This is a genomic window from Pararhizobium qamdonense, assembly GCF_029277445.1.
GTDB lineage: Bacteria > Pseudomonadota > Alphaproteobacteria > Rhizobiales > Rhizobiaceae > Pararhizobium > Pararhizobium qamdonense.
Window position 1 is genome coordinate 2,494,778 of record NZ_CP119566.1, and the last position, 19,860, is coordinate 2,514,637.

The following is a 19,860-nucleotide window of genomic DNA, read 5'->3' on the forward strand; positions in this document are numbered from 1 at the left end:
GCTTTTGCATTCTGGCCGCCATGGGGGCTTTTGTTTGGTGTTGCAGCCGTGTAAACGTCTCAACGGAACGAAGCGGCGGCAGGTTTTACCGTCGCCCACCGGTGCGTTTTTGGGGAGATTGCGGCGCATGGACGCCCGTGAAATGAAGATCAAGGCTGCTGCGGCAGCGCTCGACTATGTCGAAGACGGCATGCGGCTTGGGATCGGCACCGGCTCGACGGCGGAAGAATTCGTCCGTCTGCTCGCCGAAAAGGTGGCGTCCGGCTTCAGGGTCGAGGGTGTGCCGACATCGGAGCGCACGGCTCGGCTTTGCCTGGAACTGGGCGTGCCGCTGAAATCGCTCGAGGACCTTCCCGAACTTGACCTGACGATCGACGGCGCCGACGAAGTGGATCCGCAGCTGCGTCTGATCAAGGGCGGCGGCGGTGCGCTTTTGCGGGAAAAGATTGTCGCCTGCGCGTCGGCGCGGATGATCGTCATCGCCGATGAAACGAAGGTGGTCGAAACACTCGGCGCGTTCAAGCTGCCGATCGAGGTCAACTCGTTCGGCCTGGGCGCCACGCGTATCGCCGTTGAAAAGCTGGCCGCGCGGCACGGACTTTCCGGCGAGATCAGCGTGCGCGCGTCCGGCGACGGGCCGTTCATGACCGACGGCGGACATCTCATTCTGGACGCATCTTTTGGCCGCATTCCTGATGCAGATGCGCTGGCACGCGAATTGAACGCCATTCCCGGCGTTGTCGAACACGGACTTTTCATCGGCATCGCATCTCTGGCCATCATCGCCGGTCCGGCGGGGGCGAGGGTGATGACGGTTTGACCAGCTGCGGCCGGGCCGCGTGAGGCTTGTGGCTGTGGCCGCGTGAGACTTGCGGCCGTGGCCGTGCAGGATTGTTGCAGCGGGCCGCCGGCCGGACTTGTCCGGTGCAGTGGCGGCCGCTTTAAATTTGAATTATGCAAGGGTTCGCAGATACAAGGCGGGCGCAACCCGGCATCAACTGACAGGAGCGTTACAGACATGATGAATTTCGCAGGTCTCGGCCGTACAGTGGCTGCAACGGCCATTATCCTTTCCGCCGTTATGGTCCCCACGCTGCGGGCGCAGGACGTGACGGACGACCAGATCAAGGCCGCACGCGCCGCTATCGCCGCCATCAACGCCACCAGCGGTTTCGACAATATCCTGCCGGGTCTCGCCGAACGCCTGAAGACGACGCTCATCCAGTCCTCGCCGAACTATGAGGACCTGATCTCCAAGACGGTTGATGCCAAGGCGCTCGAACTGGCTGCCCGGCGTGGCGATCTGGAGCGCGAAGCGGCGACCATCTACGCCAAGACCTTTTCCGTCGAACAGTTGAACGCAATCACCGCATTCTACACGTCCGATGCCGGCAAGAAGCTTCTGAACGACGGCCCGATCGCCTCGCGCGAACTGGTCAAGGCCGCCAATATCTGGGGGGCCGGCATTTCCCGCGATCTGAACGCGGCTGCAACCAAGGAACTGAGCGCGACGCTCGGCGCCGGCCAGCAGCCGGCCGATGGCGCAGCGCCGGCGACGCCTGCCCAATAAGACGCCGCCGCCGGTTCCCGGCAGTGATTGTCACGACGATTTGCTGAAGCCCGGGTCATTCCGGGCTTTTCATTTTGGTGGCTGCCACCCTATATCACCTTCACACATCACACGGTGGAATCGCCGGTCTTGCCCCGCGCTCCGCCTTCCTTCGCATATGACCCGGCCGGGAGTATCTCATCATGGCTTCTTTCGATTATGACCTCTTCGTTATTGGCGGCGGTTCCGGCGGTGTGCGCAGCGGCCGGCTTGCCGCGTCCATGGGCAAGAAGGTGGCGATCGCCGAAGAGTTCCGCTATGGCGGCACCTGCGTGATCCGCGGCTGCGTGCCGAAGAAGCTCTATGTCTACGCCTCGCAATTTGCCGAGCATTTCGAGGATGCCGCAGGGTTTGGCTGGACCGTCGGTGAAAGCACGTTCGACTGGAAGAAACTGGTTGCGGCGAAAGACAAGGAAATCACCCGGCTGGAGGGTCTCTACCAGAAGGGGCTGGCCAATGCCGGCGCTGAAATCCTGCACACCAGGGCAGAACTGACCGGACCGAACACGATCAAGCTGCTCGACAGCGGCAAAACCGTCACGGCCGAGCGTATCGTCATTGCCGTTGGCGGTCATCCGACACCACATGAGGCGCTGCCGGGCCATGAGCTTTGCATCAGCTCCAACGAAGCTTTCGATCTGCCGGAACTGCCGAAATCGATCGTGATTGCCGGCGGCGGTTATATCGCCGTCGAATTCGCCAATATCTTCCATGGCCTCGGCGTCGAGACGACGCTGATCTATCGCGGCAAGGAAATCCTGTCGCGCTTCGACCAGGACATGCGGCGCGGCCTGCATGTGGCAATGGAACAGAAGGGTATCCGCATCCTTTGCGAGGACCTGATTCAGTCCGTCACCAAAAATGCCGAGGGCAGGCTGGTGGCCGAGACGATGAAACATGGTGCCTTGACCGCAGACCAGGTGATGCTGGCGCTTGGGCGCGTGCCGAACACCACGGGGCTTGGCCTTGAGGCGGCCGGTGTGACCGTCAACGAACGCGGCGCAATCGTCATCGACGCATTTTCGCGCACCAGCGCGCCCGGCATCTATGCGCTGGGTGACGTGACCGACCGCGTGCAGCTGACGCCGGTGGCGATCCACGAGGCGATGTGCTTCATCGAGACCGAGTACAAGGGCAACCCGACGTCTCCCGATCATGATCTGATCGCCACCGCCGTCTTCTCGCAGCCGGAAATCGGCACGGTGGGCCTGTCGGAAGAGGATGCCTCAAAGAAATTCGAGGACCTCGAAGTGTACCGCGCCGAATTCCGGCCGATGAAGGCGACCCTTTCGGGACGCGGCGAAAAAACCATCATGAAGCTGATCGTCAACGCTGCAGACCGTAAGGTTCTGGGTGCGCATATTCTGGGCCACGAGGCCGGCGAAATGGCGCAATTGCTTGGAATTACGCTGAAAGCCGGTTGCACAAAGGACGATTTCGACCGGACCATGGCGGTGCACCCGACGGCGTCGGAAGAGCTTGTAACCATGTACAATCCGAGCTACCGGATCAAGAACGGCGAGCGGATCGGCTAGGGCGGCGGCCTCTTCCGCCATACGCATGGCACTATAGGGGGCAGTGTGCGTTGGAGGCTCGGCGCACTTTGCTGGCACAATGGCTTTGCAATCCCCATGTTAACGTTTATAAGCCCGCATCCGCAAAATCGCCGCTTTCCGGAAAGGAAAGGCTGCGGTTCAGGAATTGTGCCGTTGATACGCGGTTCAAAACCGGTTTCAGGCGGCATTGCCCGGAGGGGATCCGGTGATGCGACTGCTGCTGCGGCGGACCTTGCGCAAGAGAACAGGTGATCGACATGGTACAGAATTGGACCCCGAACAGCTGGCGGCAGAAGCCCATCCAGCAGGTGCCGGATTTTCCGGATATGGCAGCGCTTGCAGCCGCAGAAGCGCAGCTCGCGACCTATCCGCCGCTGGTTTTTGCCGGTGAGGCACGCCGCCTCAAGAGCCAGCTCGCCAATGTTTCGGAAGGCAAGGGTTTTCTCCTGCAGGGCGGCGATTGCGCCGAGAGCTTTGCCGAGCATGGCGCGGACACGATCCGCGACTTCTTCCGCGCTTTCCTGCAGATGGCTGTCGTGCTGACCTTCGGCGCGCAGCAGCCTGTGGTCAAGGTCGGCCGCATTGCCGGCCAGTTCGCCAAGCCGCGCTCCTCCAATATCGAGAAGCAGGGCGATATCGAGCTGCCGAGCTATCGTGGTGACATCATCAACGGTATCGAATTCACCGAAAAGGCCCGAATTCCGGACCCCGAGCGCCAGATCATGGCTTACCGCCAGTCGGCGGCGACGCTCAACCTTCTGCGCGCCTTCGCGATGGGCGGCTATGCCAATCTCGACAACGTGCACCAGTGGATGCTCGGTTTCGTCAAGGAAAGCCCGCAGGCCGAGCGCTACCGCAAGCTCGCTGACCGCATTTCCGAAACCATGGATTTCATGAAGGCGATTGGCATTACGCCGGAAACCAATCCGAACCTGCGCGAGACCGATTTCTTCACCAGCCATGAGGCGCTGCTGCTTGGCTACGAGCAGGCGCTGACCCGTGTCGATTCGACCTCGGGCGACTGGTATGCCACATCCGGCCACATGATCTGGATCGGCGACCGGACGCGCCAGGCCGATCACGCGCATATCGAATATTGCCGTGGTATCAAGAACCCGCTTGGCCTCAAATGCGGTCCGTCGCTGACGGCCGATGGCCTGATCGAGCTGATCGACCTGCTCAACCCGCAGAACGAAGCCGGCCGTCTGACGCTGATCTGCCGTTTTGGCCATGACAAGGTTGCCGAAAACCTGCCGCGCCTCATTCGTGCGGTCGAGAAGGAAGGCCGCAAGGTTGTCTGGTCCTGCGATCCGATGCATGGCAACACGATCACGCTCAACAACTACAAGACGCGTCCGTTCGAGCGGATTTTGTCGGAAGTCGAAAGCTTCTTCCAGATCCACCGCGCAGAGGGCACGCATCCGGGCGGCATCCATATCGAGATGACTGGCAATGACGTCACGGAATGCACCGGTGGCGCGCGCGCGCTGTCGGGTGCCGATCTCGCCGATCGCTACCACACCCATTGCGATCCGCGCCTCAATGCCGACCAGGCGCTGGAACTGGCCTTCCTTCTTGCCGAGCGCATGAAGGGCGGCCGCGACGAAAAGCGGATGGTCGTCAACGGCTGATCAGCGCGGCTGATAACAGCTTTTTGCGTATTGAATTTGACAGAACTGGGCTGGCTGGCGAAGCTGGCCCGGTTTTTTCATGCCCGGTTGCGGGGCGCAGACTGTCGAGAGGGATGAGCATGACGGATGTCCATACGGGATCTTGCAATTGCGGCGCGGTGCGGCTGCGCACACATGGGCCACTGCGCGCCGTGACCGCCTGCCATTGTTCCCAGTGCCGCAAGCAGACCGGGCTTTACTACGCCGCCACCAATGTTGCGGACAGCCACCTGGAGATTGATGGCGCGGAGAACATCACCTGGTATCGCTCCAGCCCGCAAGCCAGGCGGGGGTTCTGCCGGACATGCGGCTCGGCGCTCATCTGGAAGCGGGACGGCGACGATTATTCATCGATCATGGCCGGAGCCTTCGACACCCCGACCGGCCTGGCATTCGGCATCCACATCTTCTGTGCCGATAAGGGTGATTTCTACGAAATTGATGATGACCTGCCCAAATTTGCGCAGTCGGATGCCTGATCTTTACCCTCCCCTTGAGGGGGAGGGTCGGCACGCAGTGCCGGGGTGGGGTGACTTGTGCGTCCCCCTGACCGTCACCCCCACCCGCAGCGTTGCTGCGACCTCCCCCCTCAAGGGGGAGGTGGGCGTTCTAGCGCGCGCCGGCGTCGACCAGGCGCACGGCTTCCTTGTAAGCCCGGTCCAGCGCGCAGAATTTGATCGACTGCCAGCGTTTGTAGTCCTCCACGAAATCGGCTGTCACCCAGATCCGGTTGCGGTTGCCGTTCCGATCCAGCCAGCCGATCCAGCCCTGCGCTTCCGCGCGCGCAAAGAGACGGCGCACATGCGTGCGTGAGAGCGAATAATGGCTGGAAAGCTCGGAAAAGCGCAGGTCCTCGACCCAGTGGCGCCCGTCCTCCGCTTCGGCATTGGCAATGCGGGTGATGAAATCATCGAGAATCAAGCCGCCATATTCCGTCCAGACGAAGCAGGAGATGCTGAGCGGCGGTTCGCGCCATGCGGGATCGGCGATCAGCCGTTTGGCGGCGATCGGCTGGGCATAACGGAAGACATCAGGATCCGCCTCCAGCCGCGCCACGCGGCCGCCCTGGTCGATCAGGTCGAGGCTGCGCATCTGGGCCCGAAACCACAAACTCATCGCCTCATGGCTGATCTCCGTTGGTTCCAGCGGGCGGCTACGTTTGCTGGGCGATCCGGGAACGTCACGCACCAGCTTATAGGCCCGCAATTCGGCGAGAAACGCAGTCGCCGTGTTGCGGCTGGCAAGGCTGGTCTGGGCGATGAGGTCGAGCAATCGTGCTGCCGTGATGCCGGAAAGGGGATCTGAGGGATCGCGCTCGAGATGCAAGGAATACGCAGCTTGCGTCAGCAGCCATTTCTGCTGGGCGGCGACCAGGCGGGCGACCCGCGGAAAGTGATCGTAAAGCTCGATCATGTGCCGCGCACCCTGCTGCAGGATGGGGAACAGGGCAGGATTGGCCGCAAACAGATCAACCTCTGAGGCGAGGCCGGTTTCGTCAGTATCGATCGCGGATGACGGCTTGCCGGTCATGATGTTGGCGAAAGTTCCTACGGGTGCTGCGTCGCGCCGGGAATCGGCTGAGATCCTATTGTGAAGGTATGTCTCTTGCAAAACGGTTTAAGTCCATCAATTGTTTCACCAAAGCGTGTAAATAAGAGACGGTTTCAAGGGGCGATCTATTCAAATAAAAAGACCGGATAGCGATATTGCCATCCGGTCAGAGGAGAAAAGCGCGTTTCTACGTTTATTGAACCAGAACCGGCTGCAGGCAGTTGACGCCGGTGACGCGCACATCGGCCTCGCCGACCCGGACACCGACCGCCAGCAGCAGATTGTAGATCAGCGTGTCGATCGCCGGGGTCACGGCGCCCAAGGTCTGGGCGAGCGCTGCCTGAACGAGCTTGGGGCTGCCAAGCGTCAGGAACAGCACCTGGATATCGACATCGAGATTGTTGAGCAGCGTCTGCGTCGCCGAGGTCAGGATATCCTTGGTCGAAACCGTCTTGAGAGAGTTGGCCGCAACTTCGGACGGGCTGAAGGTCAGTCTCTGGGGCTTCAGGTTCGTGGCCTCGACATGGGCAATGCCGTCGATCCTCACCAGCAGGGAATCGAGGATGCGCGCTTTTTCCACCCTTGCGTCGCTGCTGAAGTTTGACAATACGGTTGGATTGACCGTGCCGATCGCGATCTCGGCGACGCCGGGAACGGCATCGATCGAAACGCTGGCATTGGTGGCCGATCCGCCATAGCAGCGGATATCGGCAAGCTTGGCCTCGGCATAAGCCACTTCAACATAGATCGGCAGCTTGATCTTTAAACCGGCCAGCAGCGCCAGACCGTCGATATTGACCTCTATCATCAGCCGCGTCTGTGCAGTGCGCACGGCCGAACCCGGTGCGCCGAGCCTGTGACTGGGCGTGGTAACCGGCGGTTCGCCGATGGCAAGATTGACGCTGGCGGAGGCAATGCCGGGCAGGCCGGCGATGGCGGCGAGCGATATCTGCTTGTTGCCATTGGCAAGGGCTGCGGCCGTTGAAACGATATCGAGCGCGCTGACCTTCATGGCCCAGTTCGAGCCGGCATTGACGCTGATCGCCTTCTTGGGATCGATGTTGAGGATCTGCGAAAGAGTAAAGGTCTTCTTGTTGAGTTTTGTCGCGGTTTCCAGCGCCTTGAGCGCGGAGTTCGCGGCAGCGGAGACCCCTTGCACCGCCTGCATGGAGGCAAGCAGCTGTGGCATGGTGATATTGGCCTTCAGCACATCGTCATAGCTCGCCGCCGTCAGATTCAGACGAGTGGAGACGTTTTTGAGGAAGGGCTGGATGTTGATATCCGCATTCACCAGAGCCTGATAGTCCATCAGCTTCAGGGAAATGGTGGTGCCGAGCATCTGGCCAAGGAGTTGGTTGAGAATGCCGTCATTGAGGCTGGCGAGCCTTGAGCCGACGGAGAAGGAGGCAAGCTTGGTGCTGGCTGCCGTGCCGGTCGCGCTCATCGTCGGCGGTTTGCTGAACATGGCCGCGAGGTGGATCGTGCCTTCCTTCTCGATCGTGACCTGGGCTGCATCCGCCGGCGTGGCATTGGCGATGAAGCGCTGTCCGGTTGGCAGCGACGGGTCGGGCACGTAGCGCCCCGTGACGATCGTGGCGATGCCGTTTTTCGCTGCGAACTGATCCTTCGGGATGACCTTGCCGTCCGGGTTGATCAGCCCGTTCTTGGTTGCGATCGCCATGGAAAGGCCGTTGGTCTTGAAGTGATTGCGCGCCGCAGTTTCCAGATTGGGGAGATCGGAGGCAGCGACGATGGCGGTGAGGTCCGCGACGCCCTGCAGTTCCTGCTTTTGCAGCGTCAGATAGCCGAAATCGACGCCAAGCCCGAGGGACAGAACGACGAGGGGCAGAACGAGGGCTGCGGACATTCCGATATTGCCGGATGTGTTGGTCAGAATATTGGAGCGTTTCAGCGTATCGCGGATCATATCAAATGCCTCCCAGCCTTACGGTTGCGTAACGTCTGATGTTTTCGTCGGGCAGCGCGAAGGAAAACAGCTTCCAGATCGGCAGGTCGCTCGCGTCGTAGACGATGGTCACGGTGAATTGGTTGAGGTTCTTTGCGTCATCTGCGACATCAACCTTCAGCTTTGCCGGGGTGATGAAGGGGTACTTCAGCGTCGATGACTGGATGAAGCTTTGCGCGAGACTTTTTCGCTCCGTCAATGACAGGCCGGCGACTGCGGTACGGGCCGCATCAGCGGCGATCTGCTGCACGGCATGCGCGGCACTCAGATAAATGCCATAGCCGATCATGCTGAAAATCGTCAGGAAGAACAGAGGGGCGACCAGGGCAAATTCCAGCGCCGCCGCACCTTTGGTATCGCCGCGCATCCGCGATATCAGAGACATCAAACACACTCCCAGGTTTGTAGGAAGCCGTTATGCCAGGGCCTCTACACCTATATCGTGTGCTGTATTCCTTAATTTTTTCCCCGCTCTAAAGATCGGTTTTTAGGTTTAGACCCCAAAAAATTACTGAATTTCGATTTTAAGTTGCGACATTTTTGGTTGAGTGTGATGACGGATGCATCAAGTGCATGTAAATTGTGCAACCCTATTCACACCTACAGGTTGTCCTTGTCCCTGTACTGCGCGAGTTGAATTTGCAACCGGGCGACATCTGCGCGAAGTTCGGATATCTCGCGCAGCAGCACCGTATCGATCTTGTTGTGCAGCGAAATCAGCTCCACTTCAGACTTTAAGTTAACCTCGTAATCCTTGGAGGCATCGAAGCGATCCTTCATCGCCTGGCGGTTTTGCGACATCATGATGATCGGCGCCTGGATGGCGGCGATCATCGACAAGAGCAGATTGAGGAAGATGAAGGGGTAGGGGTCGAAAGCATCGCGCGTCAGCAAGACCGTGTTGGCGAATGCCCAGACAACCAGGAAAATCAGGAAGGCGATGATGAAACCCCAGGAACCGCCGATCCGGGCAATGCTGTCGGCCATCCGGTCGCCAAACCCTTGTCCGGCAATGAAGCTGGCATTGGTGTCCTCGGAGACGATCTTGCGTTCTTTGGCGTGGTGCAGAACGCGGCGCTCGATGGCTCCGAGTTCGCTGCTGGCTTTGCCGAAGAGAGTGCGGGAGATTTCGTCAAGATGCGGCATGGGCGTGCTCCGTTGAGAAAACGTTGCCCTGTTTTAGCCTATGCCGTTGAATTGCGGAAACGCCGGAAGTTGGCGTCCCCGCTTCTTTTTTACAGCGCGTTTGCAAACAGATCGGCGTGCGACTGGAAGAACCGGTCTGTCGCATAGCGCTGGCCAAACATCATGTCATGCTGCAGGAAGCGATAGTCGCGGATGAGCGGCGGGATGGTCTTCTTGCGGCCCCAACCTGCGGTCTCCTTGCCTGCGGCATCGACAAGCATGTAGCGGTCGATGATGGGGTACTTTTCAAAGATATTGCCGAGAAAGCCGGTATAGTAGGGATGCTCGAAGCCGCCCTGCTTGAGGATCTGGTAGGACAGGAAGGCCGGGCTGATCGAGCCGATATCCTTGACCGGGCCTGTCTTGTTCGACCAGACCACGAGCGGCGTTTCGTGCTGCGCCTTCATCTGTTCGAGCGAGCCTTTGCGCGATGCGGTGACGTCGTTCATGAAGCCGCTGTTCGGATAGACCGTGTTGAGCGGCGGCAGGTGATCGCCAAACAGCACGATGATGGTTTCGCGGTCGCGCTCGTTCGCCCAGTCCATCAGCATCTTCAGGCTGTCATCGGCTTCCTTGATGCCCTGCGCATAGGTTTCGAGCACCTGCTTGTCGGCAGCGGGAAGGTTGCCTTCGACCTTGATGGTGTTCTTGGCATAGCGGTTGGCCTCATACGGGCCATGGCCCTGCAGGGTGACCGTGAAGAAGAAGAACGGGTCACGCAGCTGATCGGCCTGGCGGATGATTTCCTTGGTCAGCGATTCGTCCGATGCGAAAATGCCGCGCTTCTGCATGACCGGCATATTCTCTTCCGACTTGAACTGATCAAACCCGAACGCCTTGTAGACGGCACTGCGGTTCCAGAACCATTTCTGGAACGGATGCACGGCGCGCGCCACATAGCCTTCGCCCCGGAAGAAGGTGGCGAGCGACGGGATCGGGTTGCGGATATATTGCTGATAGGGAATGCTGCCATAGGGAAGGAAGGCATTCGAAAAACCGGTCAGCGCCTCGAACTCGACATTGGCGGTCATCCCTCCGAATTCCGGCGAAAAGACATTGCCCGACTGCATCTCGCGGATCGTCGGCATCGGATCGGGCGACAGTTTGACGTTCGGCAGGCGGGTCGGATCCCAGAAGGATTCGCTCATCAGCACGATCACGTCTGGCTTGCCGCGATGCGACGTGCCGGCCGGCATCGGCTTGGTCAGGATCTTGTCGATCGCATCCGCCATGTAGCCCTGCGGTGCGGTGACGTTGGCCATCGGCAGGTTCAGTGCAAAGGCCATGGTGAAGCCGTTGTGGCGATAGTTTTCGGTCTGGTCCCACATGATCGGAATGACCTGCAGGCGATCGCGCACCCAGGAGAACGTGTTGTAGTCCATCAGATGATAGAATGCGCCAAGCAGAGGCAAGGCCACGGCAAAGCGCGCCAGGCGCTGGCGCCGGGACAGATTCGGAAAACGGCGCCAGGCAAAACGGATGAGCCAGGCAAGGGCAACCAGCGCGACCACGAGGCCGACAACGATACCGACAGCCGTCCACGGACGGTCGCGCACCAGAACCGGCATCAACTCCATGATCTGGCGGCCGAACAGGAAATCCGTGGGGTAGAGCGGGTCAGACAGAAAGATCTGCTTCTGGCGGCTCACAAGTGCCGGGACGAGCGCCAGCGGCGAAAGCAGAATGACGCCAAAATTTTCGCGCGCGAAAATGGCATCGACGGCGAGAAAGAGCAGAAAGAATACGCCGATTGTCGTCCAGGCCGGGCGCGCCGGGTCGAGGAAAAACCGCACCGCCTCCATTGCGGAATTGCGGGCGATCCATTCCACACAGAAAATCAACGCGATAGACAAAAGCAGAGACAGCGAGAGATGCCGTGCAATCGACAGCGTCTTGGCATGGCGGGCGCCAAAACTGATGTGCGGACCATATGCCCTGGAAGCAGTGGCAGCGATTGCTGCCGATTCAAAACTGGCCAAGGCCGTCTCCAATTTCATAAAACTGTCGTTCTAATGTCATACAGTTGTCATCTTGAACGGAGGATGAATAATTCAAGTGGCGTTCTCCACTGCTTTTTCGGCGCGTGATGGCATCGGACATTTGCGGGAACGCGGGGTCTGCGCCGCACAGAGGCGGTCATCGGCAACGAAGAGCGGATTTTTTTCTGACTTCATGGCAAGCACGCGGTATTTTGCTGTGGAATGCGATAAACAGCTTTCTGGATGCCCCGGTATCCGCGATAGCAAGATCAAGCACAGGCCTGTTCATGACCGCGCAAAAGACCATTTCCACGACGTTCCGCATCGCTGTTGCCCAGCTCAACCCAACGGTTGGCGATGTCGCCGGCAATCTCGCCAAGGCGCGCGAAGCCCGCGCTGATGCGGCGCGCAGCGGCGCCGACCTGCTTCTGCTGACCGAATTGTTTATCTCCGGCTATCCGCCGGAAGATCTGGTGCTGAAGCCGGCGTTTCTCAAAGCCTGCCAGAAGGCCGTCGATGCGCTGGCAGCCGACACGGCGGATGGTGGCCCGGGTGTCATCGTCGGCTATCCACGGCAGGGGGAAGCGGGGCGCCACAATTCCGTTGCGGTTCTCGACGGTGGTGAGGTGCTCGTCGTTCGCGACAAGCTCGATCTGCCCAATTACGGCGAGTTCGACGAAAAGCGTGTCTTTACAGAAGGCGCAATGCCGGGACCGGTCAATTTTCGCGGCGTACGGCTCGGCGTTCCAATCTGCGAGGAAATCTGGAACGATTTGGGCGTCTGCGAGACGCTGGCGGAGAGCGGTGCTGAAATCCTGCTGGTGCCGAACGGCTCGCCCTATTATCGCGGCAAGATCGACGTGCGCTATCAGGTGGTGCTTCGCCAGGTGATCGAGACGGGTCTGCCGATTATCTATGCCAATCAGGTATGTGGCCAGGATGAACTCGTGTTTGACGGCGCAAGCTTTGCCTTCAATGCCGACCGGCAGCTCGCATTCCAGATGAGCCAGTTCGAAGAGAGCATTTCCATTTCCGAATGGCACAGAAACGGCGATGGCTGGGTCTGCCAGCGCGGCATGATGTCGAGGCTGTCGCAGCAGGAGGAGGCCGACTACCGCGCCTGCATGCTGGGCTTTCGCGATTACGTCAACAAGAACGGCTTCAAGAATGTCGTGCTTGGCCTGTCCGGCGGCATCGATTCGGCGATCTGTGCGGCCCTTGCCGTCGATGCGCTGGGCGAGGAGCGCGTGCGCACGGTGATGCTGCCCTACCGCTATACCTCAGCTGATTCCTTCAAGGATGCCGAGGACTGCGCCAAGGCGCTCGGCTGCCGATACGATATCGTTCCGATCGAAGAGCCGGTAAAGGGCTTTTTGAGCGCTTTGTCGGAAATGTTCGAGGGAACAGAATCGGGCATTACCGAGGAAAACCTGCAGAGCCGTACGCGCGGCACCATCCTGATGGCGCTGTCCAACAAGTTTGGCTCGATGGTGGTGACCACCGGCAACAAGTCGGAAATGTCGGTCGGCTACGCGACGCTTTATGGCGACATGAATGGCGGCTTCAATCCGATCAAGGACCTCTATAAGATGCAGGTCTATGGCCTGTCGCGCTGGCGCAACACGACCGTGCCGCCAGGCGCGCTCGGGCCATCGGGCGAGGTGATCCCGAAGAACATCATCGACAAGGCGCCCTCGGCCGAGCTTCGTCCCAACCAGACGGACCAGGATTCGCTGCCGCCTTATCCGGTGCTCGACGATATCCTCGAATGCCTGGTCGAAAAGGAAATGGGCACGGAAGAGATCGTCGCGCGCGGCCATGACGAGGCGACCGTGCACCGGATCGAGCATCTGCTTTATATCGCTGAATACAAGCGCCGCCAGTCGGCACCGGGCGTGAAGATCACCAAGAAGAACTTTGGCCGCGACCGGCGCTATCCGATCACCAACCGGTTTCGCGACCGGTAGACCTGGAGACGAGGCGATGCGCAGTTCGGTCGAAATCTACACGATTGCCACGGGCGAAACCCGCATCGTCTGGAAGACCCAGCAGCTGGTCGAGGCTCCGAACTGGTCGCCGGACGGGCAGTCGCTTGTCATCAACGGCGATGGATTGCTCTATCGCCTGGCCGTTACAGGTGGCGAACCGCAGCTGATCGATACCGGCTTTGCCCGCACCTGCAACAACGATCACGGCATTTCGCCGGATGGAACGACGATCGTTATCAGCGACAAGACGGAATTCGGCGCATCGACGATTTATACGTTGCCGGCCGGAGGCGGTGTGCCGCAGCAGGTGACGCTAAACCGGCCGTCCTACTGGCATGGCTGGTCGCCTGACGGCAAGACGCTGGCCTATTGCGGCATTCGCGATCAGGTCTTCGATATCTACACCATTCCCGTCGAGGGCGGCGAGGAGACCCGGCTGACCTTCGGCGAGGGGCGCAATGACGGTCCCGACTACGGTCATGACGGTGCGTGGATCTATTTCAACTCCAGCCGCAGCGGCCGGATGCAGATCTGGCGGGTGCGCGCCGATGGCTCGGATGTGACGCGCGTGACCGACAGCGAATATGGCGACTGGTTCCCGCATCCGTCTCCCGACGGCAAACACCTGCTGGTCCTCTCCTATGACGGCGACGTGTTTGATCACCCGCGCGATCTCGACGTGCGGCTGCGGCTGATGGATCCGGATGGCGGCAATGCGCGCGTGCTGTTCAGCCTGTTTGGCGGGCAGGGCACGATCAACGTTCCCAACTGGTCGCCCGATGGCACTGCGTTCGCTTTCGTGCGCTACGAGCCGGCTGCGAACCAATAGCGGTCCTCAGGCCCGTTTGTTCCAATGAGGTTTTGGCGCGCGTGCTTTTGGACGCATTCACGGCATCACCGCAGCGATAGCGGAATATTGTAGGGCGTGATGACCTCGACGGCGGAGAGACGGGCGACGCCGGGTGCCGTAACCGCGCTGCGGCGGCCGATGATGGCCCGGAAGACGGTGCGCACGTCGGCTTTCAGGTCGTGATGCAGGACGAAATGGATTTTTCCACTGCGCAGCAGGTCGAGATTTCCGCTGTCGAGATCATGGGCCACGAACACGGCGCATGTCCGGTTCGCTTGCGCAAAGGCAGAAAGCACTGCGCGATTGCCGCCGCCGATCGAATAGACGGCGTTGATGCCGGGATGGGCTGAAAGCGCTGCCGTTACCAGAGCGCCCGTCGCATCGTCGCGCCCGAGACCCTCGCTGATTTCGACGATGCCGATCGACGGATAGCGGTCGCGCAAGGTGCGGCGAAAGCCGATTTCGCGTTCTTCTTCGCCCCGGAACCGGCTGCTCGACAGGGTTGCCAGCACCGTCGCCGGCTGGCCGGAGAAACGTTCGCCGATCAGATAGGCGGCGGTTTCGCCCGCTGCCCTGTTGTCCGCGCCTGCATAGGCGGTGCGCGGCGCGTTGGGCAGATCGGTGACCAGTGTGACCACGGGGATACCGGATTGTTCGAGCCGCGCGACGGCGGCGCTGATCTCGGGCACATCCGGCGCTTTCAGCACCACACCATCGGTGCCGCGCAGGCGTATCCGGTCGAGCAACTGGACAATGTCGCCCGGCCGCATCATTTCGGCGAAATGGAAGCGGGAGCGGAACATCGTCGGCAGGAATGTCAGGCTTTCGCTCTCGAACGCATCGCGCACCGTGTCGGTGAACCGGTCGGGGGCTTCCATGACGATATCAATGCCAAACTTGCGTCCCTGGATTTCGACGCCCGCCTGCTGTTTTTCCAGCTCGCGGATGGCGGCGCGCACGCGCAGTTCCGTCTGTTTCCGTACGCCCGGACGTTCGTTGAGGACGCGATCGACCGTGGCAGCGCTCAATCCGGCCTGAAACGCGATGTCCTTGACCAGAAACTCGTGCGCCATCGCGGCTCCGTTCTGATGGTTTTTTGATGGGTTTCTGCTCTATATCAGCTTTTGTCCCCGCGTATAGTGCTGGCAACGACAGAGATCCGGTGGGAGGAAAACGGGATGAAGACCGACAATAATATCAAGCAGCGCGCCGACCGCGTCTGGCTGACGGAGGCCAGCTGCGATCTGGAGGATTTCCGGACCGAGGTGGAGCGGACGGTGTCGCTTGCCGACTATCCGCATGCCGAGCGCGCCGAGAAGAACGTTCTGATCTACAATGGCGCCAGCGTGCTGAAGGCGGCCGCCACCCCCGACGGGCGCCGGGCAGTGCTGGCTGAGATCTGCGAGGCCTTCGCGACCGGGCCGGGCGTCATCGTCTTGAAGCAAGCTTTCGAGGACACGGACGTGATCGATGCGGCCAGCGGCATTTTCGACGATATTATCAACGAACAGCACCGCACCAATAGCGGTGGCGGCGATCATTTTGCCAAGCCGGGGGCCAATGACCGCATTTGGAATTCGCTGGAAAAGCATTGCCTGCGTGCGCCAGAGAATTTTGCCGCCTACTACGGCAATGCGCTGATCGCCTTGGTCAGCGAGGCCTGGCTTGGGCCGAGCTACCAAATGACCGCGCAGGTCAACCGGGTCAATCCGGGCGGTGCGGCGCAATCGGCGCACCGGGATTACCATCTCGGTTTTCAGTCCTCCGCAGTGATCGAGCAGTTTCCGGCACATGTCCACCGGCTGTCGCCAGTCCTGACGCTGCAGGGCGCCGTTGCCCATTGCGACATGCCGCTGGAAAGCGGACCAACCTTGTTCCTGCCGTTCAGCCAGACCTATGTGCCCGGCTATCTGGCGCTGAAACGTCCGGAGTTCCGCGCGTATTTCGATGAGCACCATGTTCAACTGCCCTTGGAAAAGGGTGATCTGGTATTCTTCAATCCGGCGCTGTTTCACGCCGCAGGCACCAACCGCTCCGAGGGCATCAAGCGGGTGGCGAACCTCCTGCAGGTTTCCTCCGCCTTTGGCCGGGCGATGGAGACGGTCAACCGGGAGCGCATGAGCGGCGTTCTTTATCCTGCCTTGAAGGCAATGCTTGCGGACGGCCGGCTGTCCGCAGCGCAAGCGGCGTGCGCCATTGCCTCCTGCGCCGAGGGCTATTCCTTCCCGACCAATCTCGACCGCGATCCGCCGGTCGGCGGGCTTGCGCCGAAGACGCAGGCGCAGTTGATGCATGAGGCGCTGTCAAGCAACTGGGAGGAGGCTCAGTTTACGGCCGCACTTGCGGCGCAGTCGGAGAAGAAGCTCAGTTAGCGCCACCACATCTTGCAATTTGAACTCCTGCCCGGATGCCGGGCGGGAGTTTTTTGACATCAGCGACATCGAAACGGAGGAAATAGGATGAGCAATGACCATGGCCGTCTGGACGGCAAGATCGCGATCGTGACCGGGGGGACGCAAGGGCTGGGGGCGACGATCGCGACGCTGTTTGCCGAGCGCGGTGCGGCTGGCATCGTCATCTGCGGCCGCAATGCCGTGAAGGGCGAGGCCAAGGCCGAAGAGATCGGCAAGGCGACCGGTACCAAGGTCGTCTACGTGCAGGCCGATCTCGAACAGGTGGAGGATGCGCGCAAGGTTGTGGCTGCCTGCGACAGTGCGTTTGGCCGCGTCGATGCGCTGGTCAATGCGGCGGCGATCACCGATCGCGGCACGATCCTCGATACAAGCCCGGACCTGTTCGACCGGATGTTTGCTGTCAATGTGCGCGCGCCGTTCTTCCTGATGCAGGAGGCGATCAACGTGATGCGCCGGGAAAAGATCGAGGGCACCATCGTCAATATCGGCTCGATGTCGGCCAAGGCCGGCCAGCCGTTCATCGCAGCCTATTGCGCCTCCAAGGGCGCCTTGGAAACGCTGACCAAGAACACCGCCTATGCCGTGTTGCGCAACCGGATCCGCGTCAATGGCCTCAATATCGGCTGGATGGCCTCTGAAGGCGAGGATCGCATCCAGCGGGAATATCATGGCGCGGCCAGCGACTGGCTGGACAAGGCTGCGGCAAGCCAGCCGTTTGGCCGTCTGGTCGATCCGGCCGAGGTGGCGCGGGCCTGCGCCTATCTGTCATCTGGTGAATCCGGCCTGATGACCGGCTCGGTGATCTGCTTTGACCAGTCGATCTGGGGTGCCTATGACGGCTCGCCGCATCCGGTTGCCGCCATCTGACGGGATCAGGGTGGGCCGTCTTGCATTTGGCGGCCCGCCATGCCCATATCGGTCTTGCTCAGGTGCCCGCGCAAGCGGGAGAATCGGGAAGCCGGTGAAAATCCGGGACGTGCCCAACGCTGTGATGGGGACGGTTTTGTATTTCATGAATGTCTGAATCATTTCAGCGTTCTGCCACTGGATCTTCAAGCGATCCGGGAAGGTTGCAAAGCCGGTTGATCCGCAGTCAGAAGACCGGCCTGACGAGATAGACCAGCCCCGCGCGGACGGCGGGAGGTTTCGCATTGTTGGGGATCAAACGATGGAAACTGAACCGCAAGACCGCCTTGTGAAGGCGGATGCTTTTTCACAGGACGAGCGCGCCGCCGTCTACCGCGCCATCGAAACCCGCCGCGACGTGCGCGACCAGTTCCTGCCGCAGCCTTTGCCGGATGAGGTGATCGCGCGGCTGCTGGCCGCTGCCCATAGCGCACCATCCGTCGGCTTCATGCAGCCCTGGAACTTCATCGTGGTGCGCGACGAGGGCCGCCGCGAACGGGTGTTCGACGCTTTCCAGCGGGCCAACGAGGAAGCGGCGCTGATGTTTGAGGGTGCGGCGCGTGACACATACCGGTCGTTGAAGCTCGAAGGCATCCGCAAGGCGCCGGTCAGCATCTGCGTGACCTGTGATCCATCCCGGGCAGGAAAGGTGGTTCTGGGGCGCACGCACAATCCGCGCATGGATGCGTTTTCGACCGTCTGCGCCGTCCAGAACCTATGGCTGGCTGCGCGGGCGGAAGGTGTTGGGGTCGGCTGGGTCAGCATCTTCCACGAGCGCGATATCAAGGACGTGCTCGGCATTCCCGATTCCATCGAGATCATCGCCTGGCTGTGCCTCGGCTATGTCGATACGCTTTACGCCGAGCCGGAACTGGCCGTCAAAGGCTGGCGCCAGCGGTTGCCGCTCGAGGATCTGGTGTTTCAGGACGCCTGGGGCGTCACACGCAGCACCTGATCAGTTGGTCTGCTGCTGCTGGTAGCCGGGGCCGGCGGGATGCCTGAGGTCGATCGAGGTTTCCTGCGATGGCAGGAAGCTGGGGCCGACGACGCGGACCTTGTTGTCCTGCGGATTGTAGGGCCGATCCGCAACGGTGTTTTTCACCTGCGTTGCCTCAGTGTCCTGCGTCTTCTTGGTGGCGCGCAGATCGACGACGCCCTTGCCGTTGTCGGGCGTGCTCTGCTGGATGGCGGTTTGACCCAGCGGACGGCAGCCGCACTGGCCGTTCTGGCTGCGGTCGCGGGTCTTGTAGGCAAATGCCGAGGGCAGGTCGGCATAGGGCTCGCCGGTGGCGGCCGACACCATCTGGTCGGTCTCTTCGGTCGTCAGCGCGTGATAATACAGCGCCGTCTCTGCGCCCGGGCACCGCTGCCGGCAGGTTTCCGCATCGCGCTGGAAATCGGCGGGTGAGGCATCGGACGAAATCGGGAAGAACGAGCCGTCGCAGGTGCGCACGCAGAGCGTCCTAAAGCTGCCGGTGGCGCCGGGGCCGAAGTTGTCATGCGGCGTGGTGAAATCGGTATCGCTGCCGCGCATGTCATCGTAACCGTCGCTGATCGGCGGCAGGCCGTTTAGGATATTGCGGTGGGCTTCCGGCTCTTCAATGGCGGCTTCCAGAACATCGTCCTGATCGTCAAAGCAGCGATTGACGGCAAGGGCGGCCTCGATGCGGCGGCGGATGACATCGCTGTCGCTTCCCGTCACCAGGCTTTGACGGCGGGCCTTCAGCGTTTGAAGATCCATTTCCATCTGCGAGATTTCAGCGCTCAGGCTATCGCAGGCGTCTTCATTCGGACCGCCGACAATGATGACGCTGCCCGAACTGCAGCCCATCCGCCTGAGATCGCTGCGCGCCTGACGCAGGTCGAGATTCTGGCGGGAGATTGCGCCGGTATAGTCGCGCACATTGGCATTGGAGGCGGCGATCCTCGGCAGGCTGGCAAGACGGGCATTCAGCCGTTCGCAGACCGCCGAGGCGCTGGCGCTTGCCGTCATGACCAGAAGAAGCGGAGCGATCAGCGCCGCAGTGGATATCGAACGGAAAATCACGTGTTTCTCTCGCCTGAGCATACCGGCTCCCTGCCGGGTGCGAAGGAACATCCTCGCACTCTGACTTTTTGCCCATCATAGCGTCAATCGGCGCTGCTGCAACGCAGTCTCGTTGCCAGCGTTAACGGGAAGCGGGAGA

General features: G+C 60.8%; 17 protein-coding genes and 1 riboswitch. Of the genes, 10 read left to right on the forward strand and 7 right to left on the reverse strand.

From position 1 onward, the window contains the following. Nucleotides 1–127: 127 nt before the first annotated feature. The 5 genes from rpiA (at nucleotide 128) to PYR65_RS12030 (ending at nucleotide 5,314) form a co-directional block, all read left to right on the forward strand. Nucleotides 128–820, forward strand: coding sequence for a ribose-5-phosphate isomerase RpiA (gene rpiA / locus PYR65_RS12010; RefSeq protein ID WP_276118146.1), 693 nt, complete (start codon nucleotides 128–130; stop codon nucleotides 818–820). A 198-nt stretch (nucleotides 821–1,018) separates the two neighbouring features. Continuing rightward, complete coding sequence (locus PYR65_RS12015; RefSeq protein ID WP_060640807.1) at nucleotides 1,019–1,570, forward strand: DUF2059 domain-containing protein; 552 nt, start codon at nucleotides 1,019–1,021, stop codon at nucleotides 1,568–1,570. A 182-nt stretch (nucleotides 1,571–1,752) separates the two neighbouring features. Next, complete coding sequence (gene gor, locus PYR65_RS12020; RefSeq protein ID WP_276118147.1) at nucleotides 1,753–3,144, forward strand: glutathione-disulfide reductase; 1,392 nt, start codon at nucleotides 1,753–1,755, stop codon at nucleotides 3,142–3,144. A 278-nt stretch (nucleotides 3,145–3,422) separates the two neighbouring features. Beyond that, nucleotides 3,423–4,796 (forward strand): class II 3-deoxy-7-phosphoheptulonate synthase, encoded by a 1,374-nt coding sequence (locus tag PYR65_RS12025; protein WP_060641002.1) that lies wholly within the window; start codon nucleotides 3,423–3,425, stop codon nucleotides 4,794–4,796. A 119-nt stretch (nucleotides 4,797–4,915) separates the two neighbouring features. Next, nucleotides 4,916–5,314, forward strand: a complete 399-nt coding sequence (locus PYR65_RS12030; RefSeq protein ID WP_276118148.1) for a GFA family protein — start codon at nucleotides 4,916–4,918, stop codon at nucleotides 5,312–5,314. A gap of 130 nt (nucleotides 5,315–5,444) precedes the next feature. On the opposite strand, the gene PYR65_RS12035 is transcribed toward PYR65_RS12030, so the two are convergent. The 5 genes from PYR65_RS12035 to PYR65_RS12055 all read right to left on the reverse strand — a co-directional run bounded on the left by PYR65_RS12035 (nucleotide 5,445) and on the right by PYR65_RS12055 (nucleotide 11,534). Beyond that, nucleotides 5,445–6,365, reverse strand: coding sequence for a hypothetical protein (locus tag PYR65_RS12035; protein ID WP_276118149.1), 921 nt, complete (start codon nucleotides 6,363–6,365; stop codon nucleotides 5,445–5,447). A gap of 214 nt (nucleotides 6,366–6,579) precedes the next feature. Next, nucleotides 6,580–8,313: a TadG family pilus assembly protein gene (locus PYR65_RS12040; protein WP_060640810.1), complete on the reverse strand. Its 1,734-nt coding sequence runs from the start codon at nucleotides 8,311–8,313 to the stop codon at nucleotides 6,580–6,582. A gap of 1 nt (nucleotide 8,314) precedes the next feature. Continuing rightward, nucleotides 8,315–8,737, reverse strand: coding sequence for a TadE/TadG family type IV pilus assembly protein (locus PYR65_RS12045; RefSeq protein WP_060640811.1), 423 nt, complete (start codon nucleotides 8,735–8,737; stop codon nucleotides 8,315–8,317). Nucleotides 8,738–8,952: 215 nt separating this feature from the next. Then, a complete protein-coding gene (locus PYR65_RS12050) occupies nucleotides 8,953–9,498 on the reverse strand; it encodes a DUF1003 domain-containing protein (protein ID WP_060640812.1) in 546 nt (181 codons plus the stop codon). A gap of 89 nt (nucleotides 9,499–9,587) precedes the next feature. After that, nucleotides 9,588–11,534 carry an LTA synthase family protein gene (locus tag PYR65_RS12055; protein WP_276118150.1) on the reverse strand — a complete coding sequence of 649 codons (1,947 nt, stop codon included), beginning with the start codon at nucleotides 11,532–11,534 and terminating at the stop codon, nucleotides 9,588–9,590. Nucleotides 11,535–11,803: 269 nt separating this feature from the next. Here PYR65_RS12055 and PYR65_RS12060 point away from each other — a divergent pair, with 269 nt between their 5' ends. Continuing rightward, nucleotides 11,804–13,483, forward strand: coding sequence for an NAD+ synthase (locus PYR65_RS12060; RefSeq protein ID WP_276118151.1), 1,680 nt, complete (start codon nucleotides 11,804–11,806; stop codon nucleotides 13,481–13,483). A 16-nt stretch (nucleotides 13,484–13,499) separates the two neighbouring features. Beyond that, complete coding sequence (locus PYR65_RS12065) at nucleotides 13,500–14,333, forward strand: TolB family protein (RefSeq protein ID WP_276118152.1); 834 nt, start codon at nucleotides 13,500–13,502, stop codon at nucleotides 14,331–14,333. A 65-nt stretch (nucleotides 14,334–14,398) separates the two neighbouring features. Here the strand turns inward: PYR65_RS12065 and PYR65_RS12070 are convergent, their stop codons facing one another. Beyond that, on the reverse strand, nucleotides 14,399–15,427 hold the full coding sequence (locus PYR65_RS12070; protein WP_276118153.1) for a LacI family DNA-binding transcriptional regulator: 1,029 nt from the start codon (nucleotides 15,425–15,427) through the stop codon (nucleotides 14,399–14,401). A gap of 105 nt (nucleotides 15,428–15,532) precedes the next feature. On the opposite strand from PYR65_RS12070, the gene PYR65_RS12075 reads away from it, so the two are divergent. The 3 genes from PYR65_RS12075 (at nucleotide 15,533) to bluB (ending at nucleotide 18,629) form a co-directional block, all read left to right on the forward strand. Beyond that, nucleotides 15,533–16,726 carry a phytanoyl-CoA dioxygenase family protein gene (locus PYR65_RS12075; protein ID WP_276118154.1) on the forward strand — a complete coding sequence of 398 codons (1,194 nt, stop codon included), beginning with the start codon at nucleotides 15,533–15,535 and terminating at the stop codon, nucleotides 16,724–16,726. Between the two features lie 87 nt (nucleotides 16,727–16,813). Continuing rightward, a complete protein-coding gene (locus PYR65_RS12080; RefSeq protein WP_276118155.1) occupies nucleotides 16,814–17,635 on the forward strand; it encodes an SDR family oxidoreductase in 822 nt (273 codons plus the stop codon). Between the two features lie 44 nt (nucleotides 17,636–17,679). Then, nucleotides 17,680–17,892, forward strand: a riboswitch (cobalamin riboswitch). A 44-nt stretch (nucleotides 17,893–17,936) separates the two neighbouring features. Next, nucleotides 17,937–18,629 (forward strand): 5,6-dimethylbenzimidazole synthase, encoded by a 693-nt coding sequence (gene bluB / locus PYR65_RS12085; protein ID WP_276118156.1) that lies wholly within the window; start codon nucleotides 17,937–17,939, stop codon nucleotides 18,627–18,629. On the opposite strand, the gene PYR65_RS12090 is transcribed toward bluB, so the two are convergent. Beyond that, a complete protein-coding gene (locus PYR65_RS12090; RefSeq protein WP_276121048.1) occupies nucleotides 18,630–19,667 on the reverse strand; it encodes a DUF2865 domain-containing protein in 1,038 nt (345 codons plus the stop codon). Nucleotides 19,668–19,860 lie beyond the last annotated feature (193 nt).

Excerpts from the sequence above, each read along its gene's own strand:
- rpiA (WP_276118146.1), top strand. The coding sequence starts at position 128 with ATGGACGCCCGTGAAATGAAGATCAAGGCTGCTGCGGCAGCGCTCGAC.
- PYR65_RS12015 (WP_060640807.1), top strand. The coding sequence starts at position 1,019 with ATGATGAATTTCGCAGGTCTCGGCCGTACAGTGGCTGCAACGGCCATT.
- gor (WP_276118147.1), top strand. The coding sequence starts at position 1,753 with ATGGCTTCTTTCGATTATGACCTCTTCGTTATTGGCGGCGGTTCCGGC.
- PYR65_RS12025 (WP_060641002.1), top strand. The coding sequence starts at position 3,423 with ATGGTACAGAATTGGACCCCGAACAGCTGGCGGCAGAAGCCCATCCAG.
- PYR65_RS12030 (WP_276118148.1), top strand. The coding sequence starts at position 4,916 with ATGACGGATGTCCATACGGGATCTTGCAATTGCGGCGCGGTGCGGCTG.
- PYR65_RS12035 (WP_276118149.1), bottom strand. The coding sequence starts at position 6,365 with ATGACCGGCAAGCCGTCATCCGCGATCGATACTGACGAAACCGGCCTC.
- PYR65_RS12040 (WP_060640810.1), bottom strand. The coding sequence starts at position 8,313 with ATGATCCGCGATACGCTGAAACGCTCCAATATTCTGACCAACACATCC.
- PYR65_RS12045 (WP_060640811.1), bottom strand. The coding sequence starts at position 8,737 with ATGTCTCTGATATCGCGGATGCGCGGCGATACCAAAGGTGCGGCGGCG.
- PYR65_RS12050 (WP_060640812.1), bottom strand. The coding sequence starts at position 9,498 with ATGCCGCATCTTGACGAAATCTCCCGCACTCTCTTCGGCAAAGCCAGC.
- PYR65_RS12055 (WP_276118150.1), bottom strand. The coding sequence starts at position 11,534 with ATGAAATTGGAGACGGCCTTGGCCAGTTTTGAATCGGCAGCAATCGCT.
- PYR65_RS12060 (WP_276118151.1), top strand. The coding sequence starts at position 11,804 with ATGACCGCGCAAAAGACCATTTCCACGACGTTCCGCATCGCTGTTGCC.
- PYR65_RS12065 (WP_276118152.1), top strand. The coding sequence starts at position 13,500 with ATGCGCAGTTCGGTCGAAATCTACACGATTGCCACGGGCGAAACCCGC.
- PYR65_RS12070 (WP_276118153.1), bottom strand. The coding sequence starts at position 15,427 with ATGGCGCACGAGTTTCTGGTCAAGGACATCGCGTTTCAGGCCGGATTG.
- PYR65_RS12075 (WP_276118154.1), top strand. The coding sequence starts at position 15,533 with ATGAAGACCGACAATAATATCAAGCAGCGCGCCGACCGCGTCTGGCTG.
- PYR65_RS12080 (WP_276118155.1), top strand. The coding sequence starts at position 16,814 with ATGAGCAATGACCATGGCCGTCTGGACGGCAAGATCGCGATCGTGACC.
- bluB (WP_276118156.1), top strand. The coding sequence starts at position 17,937 with ATGGAAACTGAACCGCAAGACCGCCTTGTGAAGGCGGATGCTTTTTCA.
- PYR65_RS12090 (WP_276121048.1), bottom strand. The coding sequence starts at position 19,667 with ATGACGGCAAGCGCCAGCGCCTCGGCGGTCTGCGAACGGCTGAATGCC.